This window comes from Sulfurospirillum cavolei (assembly GCF_001548055.1).
Classification (GTDB): Bacteria; Campylobacterota; Campylobacteria; order Campylobacterales; family Sulfurospirillaceae; genus Sulfurospirillum.
Window position 1 is genome coordinate 2,140,298 of record NZ_AP014724.1, and the last position, 25,596, is coordinate 2,165,893.

Consider the following 25,596-nt stretch of genomic DNA (forward strand, 5'->3'; position numbering starts at 1 on the left):
CTTAGTCTCCTTGCTCCGGATTGAGTGGTACTTTGGTCATATCTTTAGGACGAACGATCCAAAAGTCCCTGACCGCATGGCGAAAATCTTCTAAAATTTGCGTGGCTCTAAAACTTGCCGTTTCATTGATGTGCGTACGAAGTAGACGCTTCAAGAAATGCCGTGCCTCGTCCATATCATCCGTATCGATACGCTCGGCAATCACAAGTTCTTGATTGAGTTTATCGATAAAGTCGCGCGTTTCGTCATACACGAATGCCACACCGCCGGTCATACCCGCACCGAAGTTCACGCCGGTATTGCCCAAGATTGCAACGACGCCGCCGGTCATATATTCGCAAGCATGATCTCCCGTTCCTTCAACCACGGAAACGGCACCGGAATTTCGTACGCAAAAGCGTTCTCCCACGATTCCGGCAACGTAAAGTTTACCGCCCGTTGCACCGTACAAACAGGTGTTACCGGCACACGCGTATCCCCTGCCTTGAAATTTAGGCGCGATAACGATTTTACCGCCGTTCATACCTTTACCGACGTAATCGTTTGCCGTACCTTTGAGATTAATGCTCAACCCGTTGGCTAAAAAAGCACCCAAGGACTGTCCCGCAACCCCGTTAAGTCTGAAAACGATGCTATCGTCTTTGAGACCTTTGTTGCCGTAAAATTTCGCGATTTCACCGCTAATGAGTGTTCCAAAGCTTCGATTGGTATTGCAAATTTCGCGATGCAAAACGATTTTCTCGTCCGGATTTTCGATGACTTTATAAACTTCTTTCAAAATCTCTTTTTCAAACACGTTTTTATCGAAAGGATCGTTGGATTTGCCGCTATGGGTATCGGGACCTTCCAAGCGCATCAAAACGGACGAAAAGTCAAACTTTTTCGCGAACGTATCATCGATGACATGTAAAAGATCGCTTCGTCCGATGATCTCTTCTAAACGCGTATACCCTAAATGCGCCAAAATTTCGCGTACGTCTTCGGCCAAAAGCGTAAAAAAGTTGACCAGTTTGTCGACCGTTCCGACGAAATGCTCCCTTAACTTCTCGTCTTGCGTCGCAACGCCCACCGAACAACGGTTCAAATGGCAAACGCGCAAGACTTTACATCCGATAATCGTTAACGAAAGCGTACCGAACGCGTAACTTTCCGCACCCAAAAGTGCCGCTTTTACGACGTCGAGTCCCGTTTTGAGTCCACCGTCGGTTTGCAAATGAATGCTATCGCGTAAATGGTTGGCTTTTAAAGCATTGTGTGCTTCGCTTAGACCGATTTCCCATGGATTGCCGGCAAATTTAATCGACGTCAACGGTGCGGCACCCGTTCCGCCGTCGCCGCCCGAGATAATAATTTTATCGGCATACGCCTTAGCGACACCCGCGGCAATCGTTCCTACACCCGCAGTAGAGACGAGTTTGACCGTCACGATGGCATCTGGATTAATTTGCTTCATATCGAAAATCAGCTGCGCTAAATCTTCAATCGAATAAATATCATGGTGCGGCGGCGGAGAAATCAACGTAACACCCGGAATTGTATAGCGAAGGCTGGCGATTAACGAAGTCACTTTATGACCGGGTAATTGTCCGCCTTCTCCCGGTTTTGCGCCTTGCGCGACTTTGATTTGAATTTCGGTTGCCGAACGTAAATACTCCGGAGTAACGCCGAAACGTCCGGACGCGATTTGTTTAATTTTAGAGTTTTTATTGGTTTTAAGGCGCTCAGGTGCTTCGCCGCCTTCTCCGGAGTTACTCATACCGCCGATGCGATTCATCGCTTCACCGAGGGCTTCATGCGCTTCGGGAGAGATGGATCCTAAACTCATCGCCGCGGTCGCAAAACGTTTAAAAATAGCCTCTTTGGATTCGACTTTTTCGACGGCAATAGGCTCACGATCGGATTTAAGTTCGAAAAAGTCGCGTATCATTTTAAATCCGCGATTGTTAATCAGCTTCGTGAACTCTTGAAAATCTTTTTTTTCTCCCGTAACGGTCGCTTTGTGAATCGCATGAATCGCCTGCGGATGATAATCGTGGTACTCTTGCCCGTCGATGTATTTGTAAAAACCGCCAATTTCCAACGGAAAAAGTTTTTTACTGAGATTGAGTTCATACGCTTTATGATGGTTGCGTGCCAAACGCTCTTCGATGTCTTCGTAACAGAGCCCCGGAATCAATGAAATCGCTCCGTTGAAACACTCCTGTACCACTTCGCTTCCCAAGCCTAAAACGTCGAATAACGCCGAGTTACGATACGATGCAATCGTTGCGATACCCATCTTTGACATCACTTTGAGTAAGCCTTGCCCGATGGCATGATTGACGTTTTTCAGTTTGGTTTTGATTTCGTACGATCCCATATCGCTCTTTTTGCATTCGTCTAAAACGGTTGCGTAGAGCAAATAAGGATAGATTGCACTGGCTCCAAAACCGATCATACATGCACACGAATGCGTGTCTATCGCTTCGGCGGAGATGGCAACGATGGAAGCTAAAGAACGAACGCCTTCATCCAATAAAACTTGATTGACGCGTCCGATGACCATAATCATCGGCATCGGTTTGAGCTTGCTCGTCATACCTCGATCGTCAAGGAAAATAATACGCACGCCTTCGTTTTTAACCGCCTGCGCAATATCGTATGCCAAATCTTCCAAACTTCCTTTGAGGTTATCTTCAAAAAGTGTCGAGAAATAGCGATTTTTGTATTCATCTTTATAGCGCGGTTTGCTCTTATCGCCGAAAGAGTCTAAAATATCGAATTTCTCTTGCATCATAATCGGCGAAATCGATTTGATACGAACGGCGTGTTCTTGGCTCTCCTCAAGAATATTGCGTATCTCTCCGAAACTCGTATTAAGGCTCATCACCACTTTTTCACGGATAGGATCGATCGGTGGATTGGTCACTTGGGCGAATTTTTGTTTAAAATAGTCGCTAAAATTACGCTGAACATGGCTAAAAGCCGCCATCGGCGTATCGTCGCCCATTGAACCGACACCTTCTTTGCCGTCTTTCATCATCGGCTCGATGACCATATTTTTTACTTCTTGCGTAATGTTGAAATAGCGTTGCTCCAATTCCAAATTTTCACGCACGTAGTCGGTTGTTTTTGAAAAAGGAATATCGACGAACTCTTGAAGGTACACAAGACCTTTGTTCAGCCACTCGGTATAGGTATTAGAGCTGGCAAGATAATCGTTGATATCGTCATTTTTCATAATTTTGCCGAATTTGAGGTCGAGCCCGATCATTTGACCGCTTTGTAAACGGCCTCTTTCAATAATGTTGTCTTCCTCAATATCTAAAACGCCGTACTCGCTTGAGATAATGATACGATCGTCTTTGGTAATAATATATTTTGCCGGACGCAATCCGTTGCGATCTAAAACACAGGCAATATGACGACCGTCGGTTAAAGAGATCGCGGCAGGTCCATCCCACGGCTCGAAATTAATGCTTGAAAATTCGTAAAACGCTCGAAGACCCGAATCCATATGCGGCGCATTTTGCCAAGGAGCAGGAATGAGCGAACGTACGGCTTTAAAAAAGTCAAATCCGTTGAGGAGCATAAACTCGAACATGTTATCCAAGCTGGCGCTATCGCTCACGTCGTTAGTCGTTAAAGGATACAATTTTTGTAACTCTTCGTCCGAGAAAACGCCGCTTTTCATACATTCTGTTTTCACTTGCGTGTTAAAGCGATTGGCGGAAATCGAATTGATCTCGCCGTTGTGCGCCAAAGTGCGAAAAGGTTGTGCCAATTTCCACTTCGGTAGCGTATTGGTTGAAAAACGTTGATGAAACAGTGCAAACGTCGCTTTAAAATCGACATCGCTTAAATCGGGGAAAAACGTCTTAATATAGGTCGGCATCACCAACCCTTTATACGAGATCACTTTGCTGGAAAAAGAGGCAATGTAAAATTCACTCTCATGCGCCAATTTTTTTTCAACCGTTTTGCGCGTTAAATACAAAAGGGCTTCAAAACGTTTTGTCGCGACCAAAGAAGCGGACGTAACAAACGCTTGAACGATTTGAGGGAGCGAGTCGAGTGCTAATTTTCCCAATGCTTTGGTTTTAACGGGTACGTCTCGATAAAGAAGGACTTTGAGATCGTTTTGCTCACAGGCCTCTTCAAAAATGCGTTTTTGCTCTTGCGTATGCAGGAAAATCATTGCAACGGCAAATTGTTTGGGTAAATCCACTCCCAATTTGTGTGCTTCTTTTTTCATGAAGTCGACCGGCATCGAAAAAAGTAGACCGCTTCCGTCTCCGCTTTTTCCGTCCGCGGCAATTGCCCCTCGATGCATCATGCGCTCTAACGCCGTAATTGCATCTTCAACATTTTCATGGGTAGGAGTATTTTTAATATTTGCGATTAAACCGAAACCGCAATTGTCTTTAAATCCTCTTATTAGATCCATCTCACAAGCCTTTTGTGGAATTTTCATCAAGTTTTTTGACAAATTTTAAGTTAAAAGCGACGGATATTACTCTAAAAATTATTAAATTTCAATTAACGACTATTTTATGGTGTTTTCAGAGTTTACATACCATAAATAATATAATTTTTCAATAAATTTAATATCTAAAATAAAATAATTAATTTTTTTATTTAATAAAATTCAATTTTTGAGATGCTAAAATTGCTTATGCAAGGTTATATCATCAACATTACGCGGGTTAAAGACGAAGATCTTATCGTCGTCGTTTTAACGCACGATAGTATTAAGACCCTTTATCGTTTTTACGGCGCTCGCCATTCGACGATTCATTTGGGCTATAAAATCGATTTTGAATCTCTCGCATCGCTCAAGTCGACGATACCGCAACTACGTTCGGTACTCCATTTAGGAACGCCTTGGAACATTCACCGTGAGCGAATGCTCGCATGGCAGGCATTCATTCGCCTTTTTTACCTGCACCTTAAAGATGTCGCTCTTATCGATGCTTTTTATTTTGACCTTTTAGAATCATGCGCCGATATTTGGCATAAGCAAAATCCTAAACGCATCGCCATTGAAGCGTATAGCAAACTTTTACGATTTGAGGGACGATTGCACGATGATTTGATTTGCTTTAATTGTGAAGAACCGATCAAAGAGGATTTGACGCTGATTCGCGCTTTTTTACCTGCGCACAAGCATTGTGCATGGAATCAAACATTCGAACGCTTACATGTCAAAACCTTGTTTGAAGAACATAGCACGATAGCGTTTGACGACGAGGAAGTCGAAAGCCTTTGGAAAATTATGCTTGAAGGGTTTTAACGATCCAAATAACGTTCATCGCAAAAGCTTGAAACCTGTAAGCTCTCAAACGCTTTTTTGAGGGAAACGAACAATTCCGGATTTTCTTTTTCCATCGCCGCTAACATCTCTTTCGTTTTGGCACGCATCACGGGCATTTTGACGTCAAAGCGCATGGCAGGACATGCTTCATCGCCGATAACGGGCATACCGTGTTCTTTGGCGCATTCTCGCAATTGTCGCTCTCGCACGTGGATCAACGGACGAATCACGACCAGTCCGTTTTGCGCTTTATAAATCGGAGGCATGGAACGCAGTGCTCCGTTATAGGAAAAATTCATAAAAAAGCTCTCCGCCGCATCGTCCAAATGGTGAGCTAACGCTAATTTCGCGTAACCGTGATTCAATGCGTACGTATACAAAGCTCCGCGTCGCATACGGGAAAAAAAGCTACAAAACGAAGAATTGGAACGAATCTTCTCCTGTGCTAGCTCAAAAATCGACGTATCGACGATTTCGTGATCGATTTCATGCTCTAAACAATGCGCATGTAAGGTCTGAAGGTCTTCGCCCATACCGTAAGCGATCGTCACGGCTTTAAACTCGAAATGAAAAGGTGCAACGCGTTGCATATGTTTTAAAATATGCGCCAACGTAAGGGAATCTTTCCCCCCGCTGAGCCCTAGAAGCAGTTTATCGTTTTCTTGAATTAAGCCGTAATGCGCATTCGTACGCCCTACGACGCGTAAAAGACGTTTACTGAGCTCTATCATCGTTTTAATTCGTCCAACATCGCCAAAATCAATTTTGCACTCTCTTGCGCGGAACTGACCAAGAATTCGTCAAAACTAAAACCTGCATCCATATCGGCGGCATCGCTAATCGCTCTAAAGACACAAAAAGGTACATGAAGCGCATCGCAGACAACCGCGACGGATGCCCCTTCCATTTCGGTAGCATCGGCTTGAAACGTAGAGCGTATCCACTCTTTTTTCGTAGAATCGCAAATAAACTGATCGCCGGTCGCAATAATGCCTTCTACAAGCTTTAACCCTTGCGCTTTTGCAACTTTATGCGCGATGTGAACCAACGTTTCATCCGTTTGTACGTAAACGCACCCCTCCGGAATATATCCGAAAGGATGTCCGAAAGCCGATATATCGACATCGTGTTGTGCTAATCGGGTCGCGACAACCAAATCGCCGACTTTTAACGTAGGATTGAGTGCGCCTGCAACACCTGAAAAGAGCAATTTTTCGGCACCGAATTTCTCGATTAACGTTGAAGCCGTCAGACTGGCGTTGACTTTACCGATTTTACTGTACGCGATAATGAGTTCTAGCCCTTGATAAGATGCTTTATAATAACGATTGTTTGCATATTCGATCGTTTCGTAAGTTTTAAAAAACTCCAAAAGAGGTGTTATTTCTTCGTACATTGCACCCATAATCGCTATTTTCATGCATGTTCCTTTGTCAGCAAAGTATACACTTCGTCTAAACTGCTTCTATCGACGATACTGTGCGTCGGTTTTTGCGAAATACGTTTATTAAGCCCTTTGAGTACCGTACCGCCGAATTCGATAAAACAATCCGCATCGTTTTCTACATGTAAGATTGATTGTTTGTATTTGACGGGTGAGACAAGTTGCTCACACAACAATTGCTCCGCCCTTGCTTTCGTGCTGTACGCTTGTGCCGTAACGTTAGAAATAATCGGCGCATAAAACGTTTCATGCAACCATTGGCCTAAATACTGCTTCAACATCGGTTGTGCGGATGAGAGCATCGGGCAATGGCTCGCTACGGACATCGCAAGGACGACGGCTTTTTTAGCACCGGCTTCTTTAAAAAGAGGCTCTATAGAGATTAAATCCGCTTTATTACCGGCAATAACGATTTGTCCGTCTCCGTTATAATTTGCTGTCCAAACCTTTTTACCGTCCAATTGCATTTGACGGGTTAAAGATTCAACCGTGGCATCGTCAAGTCCCAAAAGTGCCATCATACCGGCATTTTGATCTTTACATGCCTCTTTCATTAATAATCCTCGTTGATGAACAAGCTCGATCGCATCTAAATAATCCATCGCACCGGCGGCACTTAAAGCGCTAAATTCACCTAAAGAATGCCCTAAAAATGAAACGGGCGTTTGAGAAAAACGTTCTGCAAATAGACGATACGCCATCAAACTGACCAGTAAAATTGCGGGCTGCGTAAATTCTGTTTGCTCCAATCGATCGTTTTCTTCAAACAACAACTGTGCCATATTAAAACCTAAACGTTCGCTTGAAGCTTCAACCATCTCTTTCGCTAGCGTAGAATGATCGTAAAAATCTTTGCCCATACCGGCTTTTTGGCTTCCTTGACCGGGAAATATTCCTATATACTTCATCATATACCTTTTACATGTAAGGATGAAACATCCTGTACACTCTCATTTTTTAATCTATTTTTAATTGGTCTTTGTAGTCGTTTATTTTTTTTCGTAGCGTATTGCGATTGAGTCCAAACTTTTCGCTAATCGCCAATTGCGATCCAAACTTAGCATAGCCGCTTTTAATCATCGGGACGTCAAATAAATAGAGTAAGTCGCGATAATCGTTTCGACCGCCGATGCGTTGCATCAAAAAACGTTCCATCATCGTCAAGATTTCCGCTTCGCCGAAAGAGTTCATCAAATAGGCATTGTAAACGGAACGTTTGAGAGAGTAACAGTTTTTACTTAAATCCGGAACGATCTCTTCTAAGATAGGCATTTCGCTTGCTTCGCCGTCAAAAGTCGCCTGCGCTTCAAGCGCAAATTTTTCAATCAGGGCAGTCACGTCTTCAAGACGTTCTCTTAAAGGCGGTAAAACGATTTTGAGGCTAAAAAATTCGTCCATGAGCGTCTCGCTGAGCATCACGTTCGATGTACCGATAATACGTGTTTTATGGACGTCTAGTGCCACTTTTAATTTTTTATAATTGGTTATTTTATGAAAGTTTTTTACAATAAGGCTCGAATGCGTTTCGATTAAAGCTAACAACTCGTTAAAAGAGGTCGCATCGACAACGGGAGCCGCAATGATATGTTGCGCTAGTGTCTGTTTTCCTACACCCTTTTCACCGAGAATAAGGGCGTTAATGGTGACGCTTTTGAGTAAATTTGCAGATTTAAGAGCCTCCATAGAGGCTCTAGATTTTGCTATAAAGTTAGTGCGATCCACAACAACCGCCACCGTGAGAGTGACTTTCACCGCCGCAGCATCCGCCTTCACCGTGTTCATGACCGTGGCCGCCGCAACATTCATCGTCATCGTGGTCATGAGAACCGCATCCGCCTGATCCGCATCCGCAGCTGTGCGCTTGACCGACGTAACCGTTTGCTAATTCATCGGCAGTTGCCTCTCTGACTTCTGCTACGGTAATTGCAAATAAAAGGTCTTGTCCCGCTAAAGGGTGATTAAAATCAATTTCTACGGTTTCGTCGTTAAAACTTTTCACAATCACTTGTACCGTTTCGCCGTGTTCACCTTGTCCATAAAGCGTCATACCGACGTTTAGTTCAAGTCCTGCGAATTGCTCTTTTGGGAGCGTTTGAACGGCATTTTCATCGTAAACACCGTATGCATCGGCTGCAGCAACTTCTATGTTAGCACTCTCGCCGGCTTTTAAACCTTTAATTTTTTCTTCTAACCCTGGAATAATTTGACCTTTTCCAACGATAAAAGAAAGGGGGGCACCTTGTAAGTTGCTATCCAAAATCTCGCCATTATCAACACTTTTTAGTTCATAATGAATTGAGACTACTTGATTATCTTGAATACTCATAATTTCTCCCTTAATTCTAATAACGGCTGATTGTAGCATAAATTAGTTTTATATGCCCTTAGAAGAGTAGACGAATAGGTTATTTTTTAAACAATGAATTGATTAAAAAAACGTTATTTGACGCTTTTTGCTTCAGGAGAGGTAGGATAGTTTTCTTTCAGTGCTTTATAAAAACTTTGCGCTTCTTTACCTTTGCCGAGTTTATCGAAAGAAGAACCCGTGTGATACAATAAAGTCGGTATATAAGCGGCTTTGTCATGCAAGGCAATGCTTGCTTTGTAGTATTCGATCGCACCGGAATAGGCTTTTTGAGTATATGCAATTTCGCCTAGCGTAAAATTGACTTTTGCCGGCTTATAATTCCTATTGAGCAATTCTTTGTAATAAGTTTGTGCATCATTATAAGATTTTTTTGCATACAAATCGTCGGCTTCCTTGAGCAACGTCGCGCTATCTTTGCCCGCTAATGCTTTCGCAGAAACAGCAGCTGCTGCATCGTTTGAAGTCTCTTTTTTAGAAGACTCATTGGCTGCAGGCGTCACCTTTGAAGAGGATTTATTACCGTGTACTTCATTGGCTAACTGATCAAATTTTTCTTTCGGAACGTAATTTTTATTAATAGAATCAATTAAAGAGCCCAATTCGCTGACGACGGTTTTAATTTTTTCCTGATTTTCATTTTGAATTCTTCGACTCTCTTCCACATACTCTTTAATGCCTTGAAGCTTTTGATTTTCTTCTTCAAGCTTGCGTATACGCTCATCTTGTTTAGCAATTTTCGTTTCATAGCTATCCATGACAGAGCGCAAAATTTCGTATTGTTCCGCATTATTAGCATTATTATTGCCGCTAAAGACGGCAGTAGACTTTGATGAAGAAGGTGTCGGAGCTGTCTTTTCCGTTTTTTGCGTATTAGAAGGAGTTACGACATCGGAAGACGTAATACTATACGTTGAGTTGTTAACCGAAGAACTAGAAGTAGAACTTGGGCTAGAAGATGAGTCATAACTTCCGAAAGCGGAGGGTTCACTCGCTAGCACTACTACGGGTAGTAGTGCTAGTGAATATAAAAGAATCTGTTTTTTCATTCAAGCAGAAATTATGGAAGTACTTTGAATTCTGCTCTTCTGTTTTGTGCCCAACAATCTTTGTTGTGCTCGCTGCACGCAGGATTGCTCTCACCGTAACTAACAACGGTAATTCTGTCTGCAACCATACCTTTAGCAACTAAACCGTCTTTAACGCTTTTTGCTCTTTTAAGACCAAGTGCGTAGTTGTATTCGTCTGTACCGAATTCGTCGCAGTTACCTTCGACTTTGATTGAAAAGCTTTTAGCTTCAGCTGAATTGAACAATGCAGCATTTGCATCGATGTTTGCTTGTTGATCTTTTCTGATATTGTATTTGTCAAAATCAAAATAGATTTTTTTAGAGTTAGCCTCTAAAGAAGCAATCAATTTTTGAAGAGCACTCATACCGTCATTAACTGCTGCACCTTTTGTGTCGCCAGAGTTTTTAGTCATATCGACTTCTGGACTTTTTTGGCTACAACCTGTTAAAACCAAAACCGCTACCGCTAAGCTTGTTAAAGCTAATTTACCCATTATTAGATCCTTTGTAAAAGTTCAATTTTAAAAACTTCGGAATTATAGCATATTTTTTTTAAAAAATCACCAGTCTAACGACTGTAATTTACCAGTTTTCAATGCAAACTGATACGTTTTGTTAGCACTAAGGCGAATTATCCCCAATGCACTCTGATTTCCAAACTGTTTTATAAACATAATTGTATCAGGATCTTTCGCAAAACGCGGATATAAATTTTCACCTGTTGCCGTTAATTGGCGTAAATAGTCTGTTTTCGTTGAAATCAAGTAAAGATTAAAGGTATTTCGACCGAATTCGCTGTCTGCTTCCCTACTGGAATACACAATATAATTATCGTATGTTGAAATCGAATTTTTATTTTTTCCGTGATAAACAAGTTTTTCAAAACTTTTATCGTTAAGACCTTGTGCAAAAATGTCAGGGTTACCTAAACGGTCGGAAACGAAGGCAATACGTGTATCATTGTCGATAAAATTGCCGTTAACGTCTATACCCGAATACTCTGTTATTTTTTGGATTTTCTTGGTTCTCAAATCGTAGAGATAAATATCCGGTTGATCTTTAGGTGCCATCGTCAGTAAAAGCTTATTGCCGTCTTGGGAGACATCAGAACATACGATCATACCGGGGCTTGAAATGATGTTGGATCGGCTGCCCGATCGTAAATCAAATTTATAGACGGTCGGTTCAGCACCGCTATAGGAAGTATAGAAAAAAGCACTTTGCTCTTTATTTGCCCATTTAGGGAAAACATTTAAGCCGCCCGATACCATAACTTTTTGATAATTAAGCGTGTAATCGGATATAACGATTTCACTTTTTTTTGCATCCGTATATTTTGCAAAAATAACCGATTGTTCCATCCATGCAATCGACGGTGAACCGGTTTGATCGTTCACATCGATAACGACTCGATGTGCTAAAAACGGATAGCGTTTTTTATCGCTGAGATTATACGCTTTTTCAAATGTCGTGCTTCCCGTCCTCGCATTAATCAACTTAACGTTAACGGCCAAGTTAGCGGTATCTTGAACAATATTAAAACGAACGATCATATCTACTTTTTTATCCGATAAAAAATTCTCAAGAGGACCGCCCTCGTAACTGCTTTGCAAATATTCGTCTAAAACATTAAAATGGCTACTGACGCGTAAGTCATTGGCTATTAGTTTATAAAAACTTCTTCTCAATTCACTATCGATTGTTTTTGCACTAGCATCTTGCACGGCAACTTTGGGTAAAACATCGATTTTTTTGACAACCTCGACTGTCGCATCGGCTGCAAAAACGAATAAGGCCGTACATAGCCATACTATCATTTTTTTTAACATGTGATTACTCCAACATATCTTTAAATTCTACTTGCATCTCAAACAAAGGTCCCTTTTCGTATTTTGGGAAAACCGTACTTTCCATAGCCTTAAGGAACTCTTTGAGCTTCGTATTGAACTCGTTATTATAAGCTAACGAAACTATTTTATAACTAAAAGTACCGGTATTGCTAATTTTGACAATAACTTTAGCGACATTGCCGTTTTCCGTATCAACCGTCTTTTGCCAATTCTCTTCCAATATTTCTTGTACTTTGCCGATAAAAGGATCGTATTCGCCCCCTTTATTCATATCGGTAAGATGCTTTTGTTCTGCGAAGTTCAGAGAATTTGCAATTTTAGAAGCAACATTTTCGCTTTTTTCTTTTGTTTCTTCTACTTTATTCGGTTTGATACGCGTCGGTTGTTTTTGGTCTTTCTTTTGTTCTTTGGCATCCGGCGGCAATTTTGAGGTGTTAATATCTTCAAATAGTCCTCGAAGCGATTGACTTTTGACGGTTTCTTTTGGAGACGAAGCGACGACTTTTTTCTCTTCAACCGGTTTTTCCTGCGGTTTTTCAACCGGTTTTTCCACTTCTTCTTTTTTTCGCTCTTCTTTCGGCTTTTCAGAATCGTTTTTTTTACGTTCGACTAAAGCAATATTGATAGGATTTTTGTTCGAAGTATAATTTTTGATGGTCGTATGCTGAGTCGCCAGAATATAACCGAGCACCAGAAGTAAAAAAACATAGAGGAGGATGGACATTATCCACCCTACGGAGGCATATTTGTTCACGCTAGACACAGAACTATCCGTTCGTTTCTAATGAAACATTCGTAAATCCGGCTTGTTTAATCGTCTTAAGAACAAACATAACATCTTTATAAGAGAGCCCCTCATCGGCTTTTATATAGACAATGCTTTTAAGAGGATATTTACTTTTTTGCATCATAAAGCTATCCGCAAATTCTGCAAGCATAAAGCTTTCGCTTTTAATAAACACTTTCTTATCTTTGGTGACACGAATCTCAAGCTCCGGCATTTTGCTGACAACGGACGATTTGCTACCGTCTGGAAGTTTAATCATCTCTTCATAAACCAATGCCGGTGTCGTTACCATCAAAATAGCAAGAAGTACCAACATAATATCAACGAGAGGCGTGATATTAAGCTCAGGTACTTCGTCAAGTTGGCTCATCATTAGCTATCTCGTTTCGTTTCATGTGCCGAGAGTAATATATCGACTTCTCGTTGCACGTAAACAATCACTTCGTATGCTTTACGACGTAAAAAGAGGTTTGCGCTGTATGCCGGAATTGCTACGAAAATACCTGTAGCGGTTGCGACAAGTGCCTCGCTAATTGCGGGTGCTATAACACCTAAAGATGCACTTCCCGATTGTCCCAATCCGCTAAACGTTTGCAAAATAGAGACAACCGTACCGAAAAGTCCGATAAAAGGTGCTGTAGAGGCTATAATAGACAGCATCCATAAGCCGCTTGTGGCATTCTTTTCCGCAACATTTTTGCAAACGTTTAAAAGTTTCTCCGAAGCGCCGGATGCATTCGAACATTTTCGCAAGATAGAGTCGTCGCGAACGTTCTTTGCACCCATCAGCATAGATTCAAGCGAACTCTTTTCAATCGATAGCCAATATCCTAAATAAAGATAGCGACTGAATAAGATTCCAAACGTTATAATAAAATAAATCGATAACCAAATCATAATCACCCATGTGAAAAAGCCGCTTCTCGCGGCAAAGTTCACAAACAATTCAAAAGCTGACATTCGTCTTAAAATTTCCTCGTTTTAGCAAAAGATTCCATTTTTGCCGTCGCAATAGCAATAGCAACGTCAGAATCACTGATACTTTTAAGAAGGGCTTTTGCCGCTTCCAAAGATTTGGCAACTTCGCTTTCCGTGCTTCCACCGATAGAAACAGCACCGTCGGCTAAAACCGTTACCGAATTTTCATCGACTTTACTGTGTCCCCAGTTAATAGCTACGATGTCGTGATTGCCGTCTTTAAGCTCAATATCAATCACGCCCGCTTGCAAAAGCGTTACTAAAGAAGCGTGGTTTGGAAGAACTCCAAACTCACCCTCTTTTCCCGGAAGCGTAACACTTTTTACATCGTTAGAAAAAATTTGACCTTCTGGAGTCACAATTTCTAATTTTAATGTGTTCATAATTTAACCTTGCTTCTTAGCTTTTTAATTTTGCAGCTTTCTCTATGACTTCTTCGATACCGCCGACCATATAAAAAGCGGCTTCCGGTAAATCGTCGTATTTGCCTTCTAAGATACCTTTAAATCCAGCAATAGACTCTTCAAGCGTAACGTATTTTCCGGGGCTTCCCGTAAAAACTTCGGCAACGAAGAAAGGTTGCGATAAAAATCTCTCGATCTTACGAGCACGTGCAACCGTTACTTTGTCTTCTTCGCTAAGTTCGTCCATACCGAGAATTGCGATAATATCTTGAAGGTCTTTGTATTTTTGAAGTACCGCTTGAACACCGCGAGAAACCGCATAATGCTCTTCACCTAGGATCTCAGGGCTTAACATACGAGAACTAGAATCCAAAGGATCTACCGCAGGATAAATACCTTTTTCTGCAATAGAACGGTTCAAAACGGTTTTAGCGTCTAAGTGGGCAAAAACCGTTGCGGGAGCCGGATCGGTCAAGTCGTCCGCCGGTACGTAAACCGCTTGTACGGAGGTAATTGAACCTTTTTTCGTCGATGTAATTCTCTCTTGGAATTTACCCATTTCGCTTGCTAGGGTCGGTTGGTAACCAACGGCTGAAGGGATACGTCCAAGAAGCGCAGACATCTCTGCACCTGATTGGGAAAAACGGAAGATATTATCGATGAACATCAATACGTCAAGACCCATTTCGTCACGGAAATATTCAGCCATCGTAAGACCCGTAAGTGCAATACGATTACGTGCTCCCGGTGGTTCACTCATTTGACCGTAGCAAAGCGCAACTTTATCCAAAACGTTAGATTCTTTCATTTCATGATAAAGATCGTTTCCTTCACGGGTTCTTTCACCAACACCTGCAAATACTGAATAGCCGCTGTGTTTAAATGCAACGTTGTGGATAAGCTCCATAATAATGACGGTTTTACCGACACCGGCACCACCGAATAAGCCTACTTTACCGCCTTTTGCATATGGAGCAAGGAGGTCAACAACTTTAATACCCGTTTCAAAAATTTCTGATTTGGTACTTTGTTCTTCAAATTTTGGCGGTTCTCTGTGGATTGACCATTTCGTTTTACATGTAACGTCAGGTCCTTGATCGATAATATCACCGACAACGTTAAAAATACGTCCTAAAACTTCCTCACCTACCGGGACTTGGATAGGGTTGCCGAGTGCTTTGACTTCAAGTCCTCGTGTTAAACCCTCACTCATATCCATTGCAATTGTTCGAACTCTGTTGTCGCCTAAATGTGCCGCTACTTCAAGAATTAATTTTTGTTTCTTGCCTTCAACATCAAAATTTACTTCAATCGCTTCATTGATTTTTGGAAGGTAGCCATTAAAATCGACGTCAACAACTGGACCCATAACCTGGCTAATTAATCCATTCATTGAATATTCTCCTTATATTTTTTCACAAAACAATTTATTTCATAGACTCTACACCACTGATAATTTCAATCAATTCAGTGGTAATAGACTCTTGTCGTGCTTTATTGTACGCTAACGTCAAAACGTTAACACGCTCTTTGGCATTATTGGTTGCATTTTCCATTGCTTGCATTCTAGCACTATGTTCTGCCGCTAATGAATCGATCAATGCATAGTACATGTTATACTCAAAGTATTTTTGTAACAACGAATCTAAAATTTCTTCGCCGCTCTCATCAGGTTCTAATTCCATGAGAGAGTTTGTTTCAAGAACTTCAAGCGGTGAATCGACCGGAACGACGTCAACCACTTTGAGCTCTTGCGAGATCATATTTTTATATCCGTTATGCACTAAAATCACTTTATCCGTTTTTTTATCGATAAAATCTTGAATTGCTTTTTGAACAATTTCTTGCGCTTTTTCATAACTTGGAGACGAGCTTACTCCGGCATACGAAGTGTGTAATTCAATCCCTTGGAAATTAAAAAAAGCGATACCTTTACGGCCTACGGCATGCAAACGAACCGTTATCTTCTGGTCTGCATACTCACTCAAAAGTTTACGAACCGCTTTAATCGTTTGAATATTAAAGCCGCCGCACAAACCTTTATCCGCCGTTACAAAAATCACGTCAACGATTTTAGGTGTCTCATCTTTATCAAAAAAACGACTTTCAACCGCACCGTTTTTATATTGATTAATTTTATACGCTATCTCAGAGAGGACTTCGTTAATTTTAATCGCATAAACACGAGATTGTTTAGCGGCCATTTCCGCTCGCTTCAACTTTGCCGTTGAAACGAGCTTCATAGCACGCGTTGTCTTTTGAGTATTTTGAACACTCTTGATTTTTCGTTTTATTTCTTTAAGGTTTGCCATAGCTTATCCTTACTTGACTGCAAACGTCGCTTTGAACTCGCCTAGTGCCTTATGTAATAGTTCTTCTAACTCTTTGTCGATGGCTTTTTTCGCTTTGAGTTGTTCAAAAATTTCAGGGTATTTTGCTTCGACGTAAGAATTGAGTTCCGTTTCGAAACGACCGACAGATTTAAGATCGATGCTATCAAGGTAACCTTTTGCACCGGCAAAAATAATCAAAATTTGTTTTTCAACGGCAATCGGTGCATACGGAGGTTGTTTTAACACTTCCACCATTCTTTGACCGCGTTCCAATTGTTTACGGCTTGATTCGTCAAGATCGCTTGCAAATTGTGCAAACGCTTGGAGCTCGCGGTATTGCGCAAGATCAAGTCTTAAAGTACCGGCAACTTGTTTCGTTGCTTTAATCTGAGCCGCACCGCCGACGCGTGATACGGAAAGACCAACGTTGATTGCGGGACGAATACCGGAGTTAAAAAGATCCGATTCCAAGAAAATTTGACCATCCGTAATCGAAATAACGTTCGTAGGAATGTATGCCGATACGTCGCCCGCTTGTGTCTCAATAATCGGAAGTGCCGTTAATGAACCCGCACCGAGTTCATCATTGACTTTTGCCGCTCGTTCCAACAAACGAGAGTGGAGATAGAAAACATCGCCGGGATACGCTTCACGACCCGGAGGACGGCGTAAAATCAAAGACATTTCACGGTAAGCAACCGCATGTTTTGAGAGATCATCGTAAATAATCAATGCATGGCGTGCGCTGTCTCTAAAATATTCACCCATTGAAACACCTGCATACGGTGCCAAGAATTGCATTGCCGCAGATTCGGAAGCACTTGCGTTAACAACGATCGTGTACGCCATAGCACCGTGTTCTTCTAATTTTTTAACGACTTGTGCTACGGTAGATTGTTTTTGTCCAATCGCAACGTAAATACAAATAACGTCTTGACCTTTTTGGTTAATAATCGTATCAACGGCAATCGTCGTTTTACCGGTTTGTCTATCGCCGATAATTAACTCTCTTTGTCCTCGTCCGATCGGAACAAGAGCATCAATCGCTTTAATACCCGTTTGAAGCGGTTCATGAACTGATTTACGTGCCATAATACCGTGTGCTTTTTCTTCGACGAATCGAGTTTCCGTCGTTGCAATCGGTCCTTTGGCATCGATAGGATCGCCTAATGCGTTGACAACGCGTCCGACGAGTGCTTCACCGACGGGAACGCGTAAAAGTTTCCCTAAACGTTTAACGGAAGAGCCCTCTTTAATTTCGCTACCGCTACCGAGAATAACGATACCGACGCTTGATTCTTCAAGGTTAAGAGCCATACCTCTTTCGCCGCTCTCAAACTCGACCATTTCACCGGCCATAACATTTTTTAAACCGTAAACGTTGGCAACACCGTCGGCAACGGAAATAACTTTTCCCGTCTCTTCGATGTCGACATTGAGTTCAAAGTTTTCGATACGTTCTTTAATGATAGAACTGATTTCGTCAGCTTTCATTTTTGCTCCCACAAACTACTCCTTCACTTTCTTTTATCTATATTCTTAATTTTGAATTTAAATTGCTTTTAAAATATGCTCTGTCATTTGAGCTTTCAAACGCTCTAACGAAAAGCTTACTTCAACGCCAAGATCGTCCAACTCTATTTTAATGCCCGGATATTGTTCTTGTTGTGCCGCTAATTTGATTGTTGCATTAAATTTTTTACTGAAATTTGATTCCAACTCTCCTACTTGAGAAGGGCTAACCGCAAAGTTCGTTAAGATTTTGCCTTCATAAGTATTGTTTTTTAAAGAGAGTTGATATTTAAGTTCTTTCGCCATTAAGGGTATAAGGCTTAAACGGTCGTTACGGCTGACGATCTTCATGAAGTTTTTCAATTTATCGCTACCGTTCTCAACCAAAGAGAGTACCAACGACTCTTTTGCTTGCGCATTGACATCCGGAGAGAGAATAATATGATTAAATTTTTCTAAATCAAACGCCGCTTCTAGCTGAACCAAAGAAGCCGTGATTTCGATCAATTCTGCATCGTTACAACTGCCGATTAAAGCGTTAACGTATTTTTTTGCTATTGCTCCGCTCATTAGGCAACCTTTTTACTAACGATTTTGACGATTTCGTTATTATCCAGAGAAATAGAGCCCTCTTGGAACACTTCGTCTAAAATTTCACTGACGATAACGCGTTGCATTTTGCGTCGTTCAATCGTCGTGCGATCTTGAAACGCTTTTTCAAGATTTGTGATCTCTTGATCAGCTTCGAGAGATACTTTTTCACTTAAGAGAACCGCTTCTTTTTTTGCCGTTTCAACCAATGCTCTGGCATTAACTTTCGCTTCTTCGACTTTTGCCAAAGCCGTCTCTTTTTTACTATGAGACTCTTTAAGTTTGACTTGAATTGAGTCTAATTTGTCCGCTATCTCGTTTTTGCGTCCTAAATACCACTGCTTTGCAGGTTCGGCAATATAGTAGTATAAAATAGCGGCAAAAATCAAAAAGTTAATCGCTCTAGGGATAATATCGGTCGAGCCGCTATGCGCGCCTCCACTTGCCAAAAGCGCTATCGGAGCAACACACATTAAAAGATATTTGAACATCTTTTCTCCTTAGATATGACTCAATTTAGCGGCAATCGTCTCTTTGAAAAGAGCTTTTTGTGCTAATAAGCCTGCTTTGAATTCTTCTTTTTCCGTTTCAAGCGTTTTCAAAAACGTTGCGTTTTCGACGTCAAGATCGCTCTTTTTTTGCTCGATACGTTTGAGGGCTTTTTCTTTTGCTTCGCTCAACGCGGCTTCTCTTATCTTGGCCGCCTCGATTTTGGCTTCGGATAAAATGCTTTCGATTTCTTGGTAATATGCGACAACGTCACTGGCATTTTTCCCTGCATTCTCTAAATCACGATTAATAGAATTATTACGATTGTCGATAAATTCTAAAAGGGGTTTGTAGAGAGTTTTGTTCAAAATCACCAACAAAACTAAAAATACAGTTCCGGTCGTCAGTAATAGCGCCGGGATAATATCCAACATATTTCTTGCTCCTTTAAGTTCGAGATCAGTCTCATTTTTGTAGATTTTTTGCTATCTATCAAGCGGCCACGGTAAAATCTGCGCGAATTTTATCACAGCCAAGGAAAATAGTTTATTAAATTAAGGCCAAAAACTAATTCAATTATTTTAAAAATTCAAAAAAGGTATCAATTGCTTTGCCGTTATTAAAATGAATCGTAATGCTATTATTTTTTGCGACGGCCTTAAACCCTAATTCGTCCAATCGTTTTTGAAGCGTTTGTAGTTCTTCGGGGGCACTACGAACACTTTTTGCCGGCACAACCGTCTCTTCGCCGTTTTTCAATTTTTTAATTAACGCTTCGGCTTCGCGAACGCTTAGTTTTTGTCCCAAGATCGTATTGACGATCGTCGCTTCGTCTTTGCTATCGAGTCCGACCAAGACTTTAGCATGCCCTTGCGACAAAATGCCCTCCGAGAGGTATTTTTTGGTTTGTTCGCTCAAACTGAGCAGACGAATCGTGTTGGTAATTTGAGTACGACTTTTATGAATAATTTCCGAAAGACCCTCTTGCGTAATTTTATACTCTTCGATCAGCTCTTTATACGCAATGGCTAACTCGACAGGATTTAAATCTTCTCTTTGGATATTTTCGATCAATGCCAATTCGCGGAGGTTTTTAGACTCGATATCGGCAACGATCGCCTTAATTTTCGTCAAGCCCGCTAATTTGCTGGCGCGTAAACGACGTTCTCCTGCGAGTAACATGTAAGCGTCGTCTTTTGCCACGACGATAATCGGTTGCAATAAACCGTGGCGTTTGATCGATTCGCTGAGCTCTTTAAGAGCGACCTCGTTAAAATGGGTTCTCGGTTGATACGGATTGGGCGTAATGCGTTCAATATCGATTTCGCGGACTAAATCTTTTGCCTGTTCGATATCTTGCTTATACGCCTCTTCAACGTCTTCAATAATAGCACTCAGCCCTCGACCTAAAACTTTCTTCGCACTGCTCATATTAACTCACTAAAATCGAATTGGCGAGCGTTTGATACGCTTTGGAGCCGGGAGATTCGACGTCGTATAAGATAATCGGTTTACCGAAACTCGGAGATTCCGCCAACTTAATATTACGCGGAATAACGACGTATGAAGCGTTTTCTTTGTCGACGAACAGTTTACTTTTAAAGTGTTCTTTCAAGTCGGCAAAAACCTGCTTCGAAAGATTATTTTGCGTACTGTACATCGTCGGTAAAAACCCTTTGATTTCAAGCGTAGGGTTAATGGTTTTTTTAATTAATTTCACGGTATTGAGCAATTGCGCTAAACCTTCTAATGCGAAAAATTCGCATTGAATCGGAATAATAACGGAATTGGCGGCACTTAAAGCATTGATCGTAATGCTTCCTAATGCCGGCGGCGAATCGATGATGATATAATCGTACTGATCGCTGATCTCTTCGATTTTATTTTTCAAAATAAGCTCTCTACCTTTAGTGTTGTTATCGTAAAACTCTTTTTCGACACCCACGAGCCCGATGTTAGAAGGTGCTACATGTAACGTCGAAAGCGAAGTTTCCAGTATGACTTGCGAGAGTCGCTTTCGGCCGATTAAAACATGATATATATTGTACTCGTAGTCACTTCTGTGAAAACCGAGCCCCGTCGTAGCATTGGCTTGAGGGTCAATATCGATCAACAACACGCGCTTTTCGGCAACGGCTAAAGAGGCAGCCAAATTAATAGCGGTCGTCGTTTTACCCACGCCGCCTTTTTGATTTGCTATCGCTATAATCTCACTCATCGTAAACTATACACCTTTTTATTTTCTAGCTCGATAGAGCCATCATCACACAATACCGCATCGTTCAAAGAGACCAATTTGCCGTCTAAATGGAAAGAAAACTTTCGATTTTTGTCAAATTCTATCTTATATTTACTAAAAACTTTCTTCCACGATATTTTTTTCTCAACCTCTTGCATCAAACGTTCAGCCAGAATTTGAGGTGCGATATCGATGTCTAAAACATCAAAATTTTCGGGTGCATAGCTGATATTCAGGCCTATTGAGCCGACGATCGTACCGGCGATTTTCGTCGTAATCAATCCGCCGATTTTTTTCTCGCTTCGGTAAAAATCATTCGGCCATTTTAACCATACGTGCGAGCCTTGTTCCTCTAAAATATGCTTCACTAAAGAAGAAAAATAGATGGAAACGGAAGCAAGCGGTAAATCTTCGGGTAACTGTTTCTCTTCTACACAAAAGGAGAAAAAAAAGTTTCCTTTTCCGCCTTGCCACGCATTGCCTCGACTCCCGATACCGTCTGTTTGCTCAACGGCACCGATCGCATAAGGTGCAAGAAGTGTACCTTCGCGAAGTTTAGAGATCAAATAACGGTGCGTCGAATCGATACGCTCAAACCATTGAATCACCACATGTCAGCCTTTTTCCGCGAATATAATCCAAAACAGGCATTGCGTTTTTGGAAGAGGGTTGTACTTTTGAAATCAAAAGCGAACCTTGGGCACACCCTACGACAACGCCTTCGTTCGTAATGCGTTCAATGCACCCGATGCGGGAGTTTTTGCCTGCCGCGTCGATTAACGAAAGCTCCGTCAGTTTCAATCCCGATGCCAGATAAATGCCCGGCCAAGGCGTAAACGCACGGTATTTGCACATCAGCGTTTGCGCTTTTTCGTGCCATGAAACCAAACCGTTTTCTTTTTTGATTTTGCGACAATGCGTCATCTCGGCATCAACTTGCTTCCACGGCTGGAGTTGCTCAAAATGAGCTAACGTCTTTAGCGTTAAAGACGCCGCCGCATCCGATAACGCTTCAAACAGATGTTCGGACGTGTCCTTAGGTTTAACATGTAAGTATGAAAATCCAAGCATCGCTCCCGTATCAAGCCCCTCTTCCATCAGCATCGACGTCACGCCAGCATAAGTTTCGTCGGCTAACAAAGTAGATTGAATCGGGCTTGCGCCTCGGTATTTGGGAAGAAGCGATGCGTGCAGGTTAATACACGGAGCCAACGCTAAAATCGATGCAGGTAAAATTTGTCCGTACGCCGCGACGATGATAAAATCCGCACGACAAGCGGCAATTTTAGAGACCGCTTCGTCGTTTCGTAGGTGTTTGGGTTGATAAATTTCAAGATTTGGAAAATGCTCTTGTGCCCATGCTTTCGTATCCGGAGGCGTCAAAATTTGTTTACGTCCCACGGGTTTGTCTTCTTGTGTCACCAATAAAACAATGTCATACTCGATAGCTTGCATCAATGCTTCTAAAATTCGTGTCGCATACGCAGGCGTTCCCATAAAAACAATTCGCATTGTATTCCTTCGCATAGGTTCATTCTTCACATACATGCTTCGGTTCCCAACCTATCAAAGTGAAAAAATTCACTTTGATTTAACGGTTTTCACATGTAAAGAGTGTTCCGCCTTTATGGGCACCATCAAGCATAAAGCTTTTCACGTCGCTCAAATCAAAACCGCTAGCGATAAACATCGATTTTCGATGTTCCAATAAAAAGTGGGCGGCTTTCAGTTTGGTGGCGATGCCGCCGGTAGCAAAAGCGTAATGTGCCGCTTTTTCAACTTCTAGCTCGGAAGGTTCAATCGCGTGTACGACTTTTCGCATTTTGGCGTCTTCGTATTGATGCGGATCTTTATCGTAATAGCCGTCGATGTCGGAAAGTAATACTAACATGTCGGCTCCGAAATAGTATGCAACGCGCGAAGAGAGTTGATCGTTATCGCCGAAGACCAACTCTTCGGTTGCCGTAGCGTCGTTTTCATTAATGATGGGTAAAATGCCGTTTTGAAGGAGCGTATCGATCGTACACTTGGCGTGATAGCAGCGTTTTCTTGAGTCAAAATCATCCGCCGTGAGCAAAAGCTGAGCACCGTTTTTGCCGAATTTTTCCAATTTTTTGTTGTACGTCGCCATCAATTGCGGCTGCCCGACCGCGGCGATGGCTTGGCGATTGTGCAAAAGGTTTTTATCCAATTTTAAAAGAGAATGCCCTGCCGCAACGGCTCCCGAAGAGACCAAAATGACTTCATATTTTTGCATTAAAGCGACTAAAAACTCGACTAAATTTAAAATGCGCTCCTTACACAAGCGATTGTTTTCGCTTAGTACGTGCGTACCGACCTTAACGACGACTCTTTTCATCACGAACCTTTGTTATAACATCTGATAATGCGTATTTCACCGCATCGATATTTATTTTTGAAACGGAAGAGATCGGCATCACGAAAAACGGCAATGCGGCGTCTCTTTCATAAACGTCTTGAGCATACGCATGTAAATCTTCACGTACTTTGTATTTATCCGCACCCCTGTTGGGCTCTAAGCGCAATAAACTCAAAAAAGAATCGACTTTTTCGTTGACTTCTTCCACGCTCATCGTATCGCAACGCGTCAATGCAATCGCAAAATTTCGGGAAGAGAGTTCTTCGGAAAATTTTTCCAGCTCTTCTTTGAGGGTAAAATATTGCTCTTTTAAATCACGGTAATTGGCCAAATCGATCATAAACAGTAAAAACTGCGTACGTTCGATATGACGCAAAAAATCGATTCCAAGACCTTTGCCTTCGCTTGCTCCTTCGATAATCCCCGGAATATCCGCCATCACGTACGAACGGTAATCTTCGGTTACGACGACGCCTAGTTTTGGCGTCAAGGTCGTAAATTCGTAATTGGCAATTTCGGGCTGGGCGTTGGAAAGTACCGAAATCAGGGTTGATTTTCCAACATTCGGAAATCCGACCAATCCCACGTCGGCGATCAATTTCAATTCCAAACGAACGTTACGGGTAACGCCGGGGCGTCCTTGTTGTGCAAATTCGGGACGTTGGTTGGTCGAGCTTTTAAAGTGGGTATTTCCCAATCCGCCTAGCCCGCCTTCTAGAAACAGTTGTTTTTCGTCTTGATCTAACATGTCAAGTAAAATCTCGCCTGTTTCGGCATCGATAATTTGCGTTCCGGGAGGTACGCTTAAGACTAAATGCTCGCCGGATTTTCCGTACATTTTGCGCCCCATGCCTTGTTCGCCGTTTTTGGCTTTAAGATGTTGATTGGTGCGAAAATGCGAAAGCGTGTGCGTGTTGCGATCGATTTGAAAATAGACGTTTCCTCCACGTCCACCGTCACCGCCGTCAGGTCCGCCTTGGATCACGTGTTTTTCCCTGCGGAACGAGATACAACCCGGTCCGCCCTTTCCGGAGCTTAAAGTCAGTAGTACATTATCGATAAACATCGTCAAACCTTTTGTATAGTAAGTTCGTCAGTATACCTCTGATCATTACATGTAAGCGTAAACGATGATAATCACAAGAGGTAACGTCATTCATTTTTATGAAAGAAGAAAAGCGGTGAAGCGTTTAGCTTCACCGGATGAATTATAAGCTAGCGGGGATAACGGAAACTTTATTGCGTGTTTTGTCTTTACGTTGAAATTGAACATAACCGTCGATTAACGCATAAATCGTATGATCCGTGCCGATACCGACGTTGTTTCCTACATGTACTTTGGTTCCGCGTTGGCGAATAATGATATTTCCCGCACGGACAAACTCGCCGCCGAATTTTTTAACGCCGAGTCTTCGACCTGCTGAATCTCTGTTATTTTGGGTACTACCTTGACCTTTCTTGTGAGCCATTGATTACTCCTAATCTTTATTGCGTCGTGTGTAAGTTAAGCTTTAATGCTTACAACTTTGACTCTGCTATACTGTCTTCTAAAACCGCGTTTTACTTTAGAGTCTTTTCTTCTACGTTTTTTGAACGTAATGACTTTTTTGTCTTTACCTTCAGTTACAACGACCAATTCTACTTCCGCACCGCTGACGAATGGATTTCCCACTTTCAGTTCACCGTTATTGACGGCAAGAACTTCCGTCACAACTACTTTCTCTTGTGGCTGAGCGTCAAGTTTGTCGACATTTAAATAGTCGCCTTCTTGAACTTTATACTGCTTCCCGCCATTTTTAATGATTGCATACATGCGTATGTCCTTCTTGGGAGAGATTTATTTTAAGGCTTGGATTTTATC

Annotated in this window: 28 protein-coding genes; 1 reads left to right on the plus strand and 27 read right to left on the minus strand. The window is 41.9% G+C overall.

Features of this window, described 5'->3' with window-relative positions; all coding sequences use genetic code 11:
* Position 1: 1 nt before the first annotated feature.
* Positions 2-4,426 (minus strand): glutamate synthase large subunit, encoded by a 4,425-nt coding sequence (gene gltB / locus UCH003_RS10695; protein WP_060826510.1) that lies wholly within the window; start codon positions 4,424-4,426, stop codon positions 2-4.
* Between the two features lie 228 nt (positions 4,427-4,654).
* Between gltB and recO the strand changes: the two genes are divergently transcribed.
* Positions 4,655-5,272 carry a recombination protein RecO gene (gene recO, locus UCH003_RS10700; RefSeq protein WP_041962080.1) on the plus strand — a complete coding sequence of 206 codons (618 nt, stop codon included), beginning with the start codon at positions 4,655-4,657 and terminating at the stop codon, positions 5,270-5,272.
* Here the strand turns inward: recO and UCH003_RS10705 are convergent.
* The 26 genes from UCH003_RS10705 to rplU form a co-directional block, all read right to left on the minus strand.
* On the minus strand, positions 5,269-6,024 hold the full coding sequence (locus tag UCH003_RS10705) for an ATP-binding protein (RefSeq protein WP_041962081.1): 756 nt from the start codon (positions 6,022-6,024) through the stop codon (positions 5,269-5,271). The genes recO and UCH003_RS10705 overlap by 4 nt on opposite strands.
* On the minus strand, positions 6,021-6,713 hold the full coding sequence (locus UCH003_RS10710; protein WP_041962082.1) for a 5'-methylthioadenosine/adenosylhomocysteine nucleosidase: 693 nt from the start codon (positions 6,711-6,713) through the stop codon (positions 6,021-6,023). The genes UCH003_RS10705 and UCH003_RS10710 overlap by 4 nt, the downstream gene beginning before the upstream one ends.
* Positions 6,710-7,648, minus strand: coding sequence for an ACP S-malonyltransferase (gene fabD / locus UCH003_RS10715; protein ID WP_060826511.1), 939 nt, complete (start codon positions 7,646-7,648; stop codon positions 6,710-6,712). Before fabD ends, UCH003_RS10710 begins: the two co-directional genes overlap by 4 nt.
* Before the next feature lie 46 nt (positions 7,649-7,694).
* Complete coding sequence (locus tag UCH003_RS10720) at positions 7,695-8,558, minus strand: Fis family transcriptional regulator (protein WP_231964773.1); 864 nt, start codon at positions 8,556-8,558, stop codon at positions 7,695-7,697.
* Positions 8,446-9,063, minus strand: coding sequence for an FKBP-type peptidyl-prolyl cis-trans isomerase (locus tag UCH003_RS10725; protein WP_039672293.1), 618 nt, complete (start codon positions 9,061-9,063; stop codon positions 8,446-8,448). The genes UCH003_RS10720 and UCH003_RS10725 overlap by 113 nt, the downstream gene beginning before the upstream one ends.
* 113 nt (positions 9,064-9,176) lie before the next feature.
* Entirely contained in the window at positions 9,177-10,151 is a 975-nt protein-coding gene (locus UCH003_RS10730; protein WP_060826513.1) for a tetratricopeptide repeat protein, read from the minus strand.
* An 11-nt stretch (positions 10,152-10,162) separates the two neighbouring features.
* Positions 10,163-10,666: an OmpA family protein gene (locus UCH003_RS10735; RefSeq protein WP_060826514.1), complete on the minus strand. Its 504-nt coding sequence runs from the start codon at positions 10,664-10,666 to the stop codon at positions 10,163-10,165.
* Positions 10,667-10,732: 66 nt separating this feature from the next.
* The gene (tolB, locus tag UCH003_RS10740) at positions 10,733-12,001 is read right to left on the minus strand and encodes a Tol-Pal system protein TolB (protein ID WP_060826515.1); all 1,269 of its coding nucleotides are present in this window, start codon (positions 11,999-12,001) and stop codon (positions 10,733-10,735) included.
* A gap of 4 nt (positions 12,002-12,005) precedes the next feature.
* Positions 12,006-12,746, minus strand: coding sequence for a TonB C-terminal domain-containing protein (locus UCH003_RS10745; protein WP_060826516.1), 741 nt, complete (start codon positions 12,744-12,746; stop codon positions 12,006-12,008).
* Positions 12,747-12,789: 43 nt separating this feature from the next.
* Complete coding sequence (locus UCH003_RS10750) at positions 12,790-13,179, minus strand: ExbD/TolR family protein (RefSeq protein ID WP_370695876.1); 390 nt, start codon at positions 13,177-13,179, stop codon at positions 12,790-12,792.
* Positions 13,180-13,181: 2 nt separating this feature from the next.
* Positions 13,182-13,769, minus strand: a complete 588-nt coding sequence (locus UCH003_RS10755) for a MotA/TolQ/ExbB proton channel family protein (protein ID WP_039672287.1) — start codon at positions 13,767-13,769, stop codon at positions 13,182-13,184.
* Positions 13,770-13,774: 5 nt separating this feature from the next.
* On the minus strand, positions 13,775-14,170 hold the full coding sequence (gene atpC, locus UCH003_RS10760) for an ATP synthase F1 subunit epsilon (protein WP_039672286.1): 396 nt from the start codon (positions 14,168-14,170) through the stop codon (positions 13,775-13,777).
* Positions 14,171-14,186: 16 nt separating this feature from the next.
* Positions 14,187-15,584: a F0F1 ATP synthase subunit beta gene (gene atpD, locus UCH003_RS10765; RefSeq protein WP_060826517.1), complete on the minus strand. Its 1,398-nt coding sequence runs from the start codon at positions 15,582-15,584 to the stop codon at positions 14,187-14,189.
* Positions 15,585-15,618: 34 nt separating this feature from the next.
* A complete protein-coding gene (gene atpG, locus UCH003_RS10770) occupies positions 15,619-16,503 on the minus strand; it encodes an ATP synthase F1 subunit gamma (protein ID WP_060826518.1) in 885 nt (294 codons plus the stop codon).
* Between the two features lie 9 nt (positions 16,504-16,512).
* A complete protein-coding gene (atpA, locus tag UCH003_RS10775) occupies positions 16,513-18,018 on the minus strand; it encodes a F0F1 ATP synthase subunit alpha (protein WP_060826986.1) in 1,506 nt (501 codons plus the stop codon).
* A 57-nt stretch (positions 18,019-18,075) separates the two neighbouring features.
* A complete protein-coding gene (locus UCH003_RS10780) occupies positions 18,076-18,606 on the minus strand; it encodes a F0F1 ATP synthase subunit delta (protein WP_060826519.1) in 531 nt (176 codons plus the stop codon).
* Positions 18,606-19,118: a F0F1 ATP synthase subunit B gene (locus UCH003_RS10785; RefSeq protein WP_060826520.1), complete on the minus strand. Its 513-nt coding sequence runs from the start codon at positions 19,116-19,118 to the stop codon at positions 18,606-18,608. Before UCH003_RS10785 ends, UCH003_RS10780 begins: the two co-directional genes overlap by 1 nt.
* A 9-nt stretch (positions 19,119-19,127) precedes the next feature.
* Entirely contained in the window at positions 19,128-19,550 is a 423-nt protein-coding gene (locus UCH003_RS10790) for an ATPase (RefSeq protein WP_039672281.1), read from the minus strand.
* Positions 19,551-19,692: 142 nt separating this feature from the next.
* Positions 19,693-20,547, minus strand: a complete 855-nt coding sequence (locus tag UCH003_RS10795; RefSeq protein ID WP_041962088.1) for a ParB/RepB/Spo0J family partition protein — start codon at positions 20,545-20,547, stop codon at positions 19,693-19,695.
* A gap of 1 nt (position 20,548) precedes the next feature.
* On the minus strand, positions 20,549-21,334 hold the full coding sequence (locus tag UCH003_RS10800; RefSeq protein ID WP_039672279.1) for a ParA family protein: 786 nt from the start codon (positions 21,332-21,334) through the stop codon (positions 20,549-20,551).
* Entirely contained in the window at positions 21,331-21,966 is a 636-nt protein-coding gene (locus UCH003_RS10805) for a biotin--[acetyl-CoA-carboxylase] ligase (RefSeq protein WP_039672483.1), read from the minus strand. The genes UCH003_RS10800 and UCH003_RS10805 overlap by 4 nt, the downstream gene beginning before the upstream one ends.
* Positions 21,947-22,867 carry a methionyl-tRNA formyltransferase gene (fmt, locus tag UCH003_RS10810; protein ID WP_060826521.1) on the minus strand — a complete coding sequence of 307 codons (921 nt, stop codon included), beginning with the start codon at positions 22,865-22,867 and terminating at the stop codon, positions 21,947-21,949. The genes UCH003_RS10805 and fmt overlap by 20 nt, the downstream gene beginning before the upstream one ends.
* 79 nt (positions 22,868-22,946) lie before the next feature.
* Complete coding sequence (gene proB, locus UCH003_RS10815) at positions 22,947-23,714, minus strand: glutamate 5-kinase (protein ID WP_060826522.1); 768 nt, start codon at positions 23,712-23,714, stop codon at positions 22,947-22,949.
* Complete coding sequence (gene obgE, locus UCH003_RS10820) at positions 23,695-24,801, minus strand: GTPase ObgE (RefSeq protein WP_039672276.1); 1,107 nt, start codon at positions 24,799-24,801, stop codon at positions 23,695-23,697. Before obgE ends, proB begins: the two co-directional genes overlap by 20 nt.
* A gap of 142 nt (positions 24,802-24,943) precedes the next feature.
* Positions 24,944-25,204: a 50S ribosomal protein L27 gene (rpmA, locus tag UCH003_RS10825; protein WP_039672275.1), complete on the minus strand. Its 261-nt coding sequence runs from the start codon at positions 25,202-25,204 to the stop codon at positions 24,944-24,946.
* 35 nt (positions 25,205-25,239) lie between these two features.
* Positions 25,240-25,548 carry a 50S ribosomal protein L21 gene (gene rplU, locus UCH003_RS10830; protein WP_039672274.1) on the minus strand — a complete coding sequence of 103 codons (309 nt, stop codon included), beginning with the start codon at positions 25,546-25,548 and terminating at the stop codon, positions 25,240-25,242.
* Positions 25,549-25,596: the final 48 nt, after the last annotated feature.

Coding starts and splice junctions, on each gene's coding strand:
- atpG (WP_060826518.1), bottom strand. CDS start 16,503: ATGGCAAACCTTAAAGAAATAAAACGAAAAATCAAGAGTGTTCAAAAT.
- obgE (WP_039672276.1), bottom strand. CDS start 24,801: ATGTTTATCGATAATGTACTACTGACTTTAAGCTCCGGAAAGGGCGGA.
- UCH003_RS10730 (WP_060826513.1), bottom strand. CDS start 10,151: ATGAAAAAACAGATTCTTTTATATTCACTAGCACTACTACCCGTAGTA.
- atpA (WP_060826986.1), bottom strand. CDS start 18,018: ATGAAAGCTGACGAAATCAGTTCTATCATTAAAGAACGTATCGAAAAC.
- atpD (WP_060826517.1), bottom strand. CDS start 15,584: ATGAATGGATTAATTAGCCAGGTTATGGGTCCAGTTGTTGACGTCGAT.
- fabD (WP_060826511.1), bottom strand. CDS start 7,648: ATGATGAAGTATATAGGAATATTTCCCGGTCAAGGAAGCCAAAAAGCC.
- UCH003_RS10745 (WP_060826516.1), bottom strand. CDS start 12,746: ATGTCCATCCTCCTCTATGTTTTTTTACTTCTGGTGCTCGGTTATATT.
- UCH003_RS10750 (WP_370695876.1), bottom strand. CDS start 13,179: ATGAGCCAACTTGACGAAGTACCTGAGCTTAATATCACGCCTCTCGTT.
- atpC (WP_039672286.1), bottom strand. CDS start 14,170: ATGAACACATTAAAATTAGAAATTGTGACTCCAGAAGGTCAAATTTTT.
- UCH003_RS10790 (WP_039672281.1), bottom strand. CDS start 19,550: ATGTTGGATATTATCCCGGCGCTATTACTGACGACCGGAACTGTATTT.
- UCH003_RS10785 (WP_060826520.1), bottom strand. CDS start 19,118: ATGTTCAAATATCTTTTAATGTGTGTTGCTCCGATAGCGCTTTTGGCA.
- rpmA (WP_039672275.1), bottom strand. CDS start 25,204: ATGGCTCACAAGAAAGGTCAAGGTAGTACCCAAAATAACAGAGATTCA.
- UCH003_RS10705 (WP_041962081.1), bottom strand. CDS start 6,024: ATGATAGAGCTCAGTAAACGTCTTTTACGCGTCGTAGGGCGTACGAAT.
- UCH003_RS10720 (WP_231964773.1), bottom strand. CDS start 8,558: ATGACCACGATGACGATGAATGTTGCGGCGGCCACGGTCATGAACACG.
- rplU (WP_039672274.1), bottom strand. CDS start 25,548: ATGTATGCAATCATTAAAAATGGCGGGAAGCAGTATAAAGTTCAAGAA.
- UCH003_RS10795 (WP_041962088.1), bottom strand. CDS start 20,547: ATGAGCAGTGCGAAGAAAGTTTTAGGTCGAGGGCTGAGTGCTATTATT.
- UCH003_RS10735 (WP_060826514.1), bottom strand. CDS start 10,666: ATGGGTAAATTAGCTTTAACAAGCTTAGCGGTAGCGGTTTTGGTTTTA.
- UCH003_RS10755 (WP_039672287.1), bottom strand. CDS start 13,769: ATGTCAGCTTTTGAATTGTTTGTGAACTTTGCCGCGAGAAGCGGCTTT.
- tolB (WP_060826515.1), bottom strand. CDS start 12,001: ATGTTAAAAAAAATGATAGTATGGCTATGTACGGCCTTATTCGTTTTT.
- UCH003_RS10800 (WP_039672279.1), bottom strand. CDS start 21,334: ATGAGTGAGATTATAGCGATAGCAAATCAAAAAGGCGGCGTGGGTAAA.
- UCH003_RS10710 (WP_041962082.1), bottom strand. CDS start 6,713: ATGAAAATAGCGATTATGGGTGCAATGTACGAAGAAATAACACCTCTT.
- recO (WP_041962080.1), top strand. CDS start 4,655: ATGCAAGGTTATATCATCAACATTACGCGGGTTAAAGACGAAGATCTT.
- proB (WP_060826522.1), bottom strand. CDS start 23,714: ATGAAAAGAGTCGTCGTTAAGGTCGGTACGCACGTACTAAGCGAAAAC.
- fmt (WP_060826521.1), bottom strand. CDS start 22,867: ATGCGAATTGTTTTTATGGGAACGCCTGCGTATGCGACACGAATTTTA.
- UCH003_RS10780 (WP_060826519.1), bottom strand. CDS start 18,606: ATGAGCGGAGCAATAGCAAAAAAATACGTTAACGCTTTAATCGGCAGT.
- UCH003_RS10725 (WP_039672293.1), bottom strand. CDS start 9,063: ATGAGTATTCAAGATAATCAAGTAGTCTCAATTCATTATGAACTAAAA.
- gltB (WP_060826510.1), bottom strand. CDS start 4,426: ATGGATCTAATAAGAGGATTTAAAGACAATTGCGGTTTCGGTTTAATC.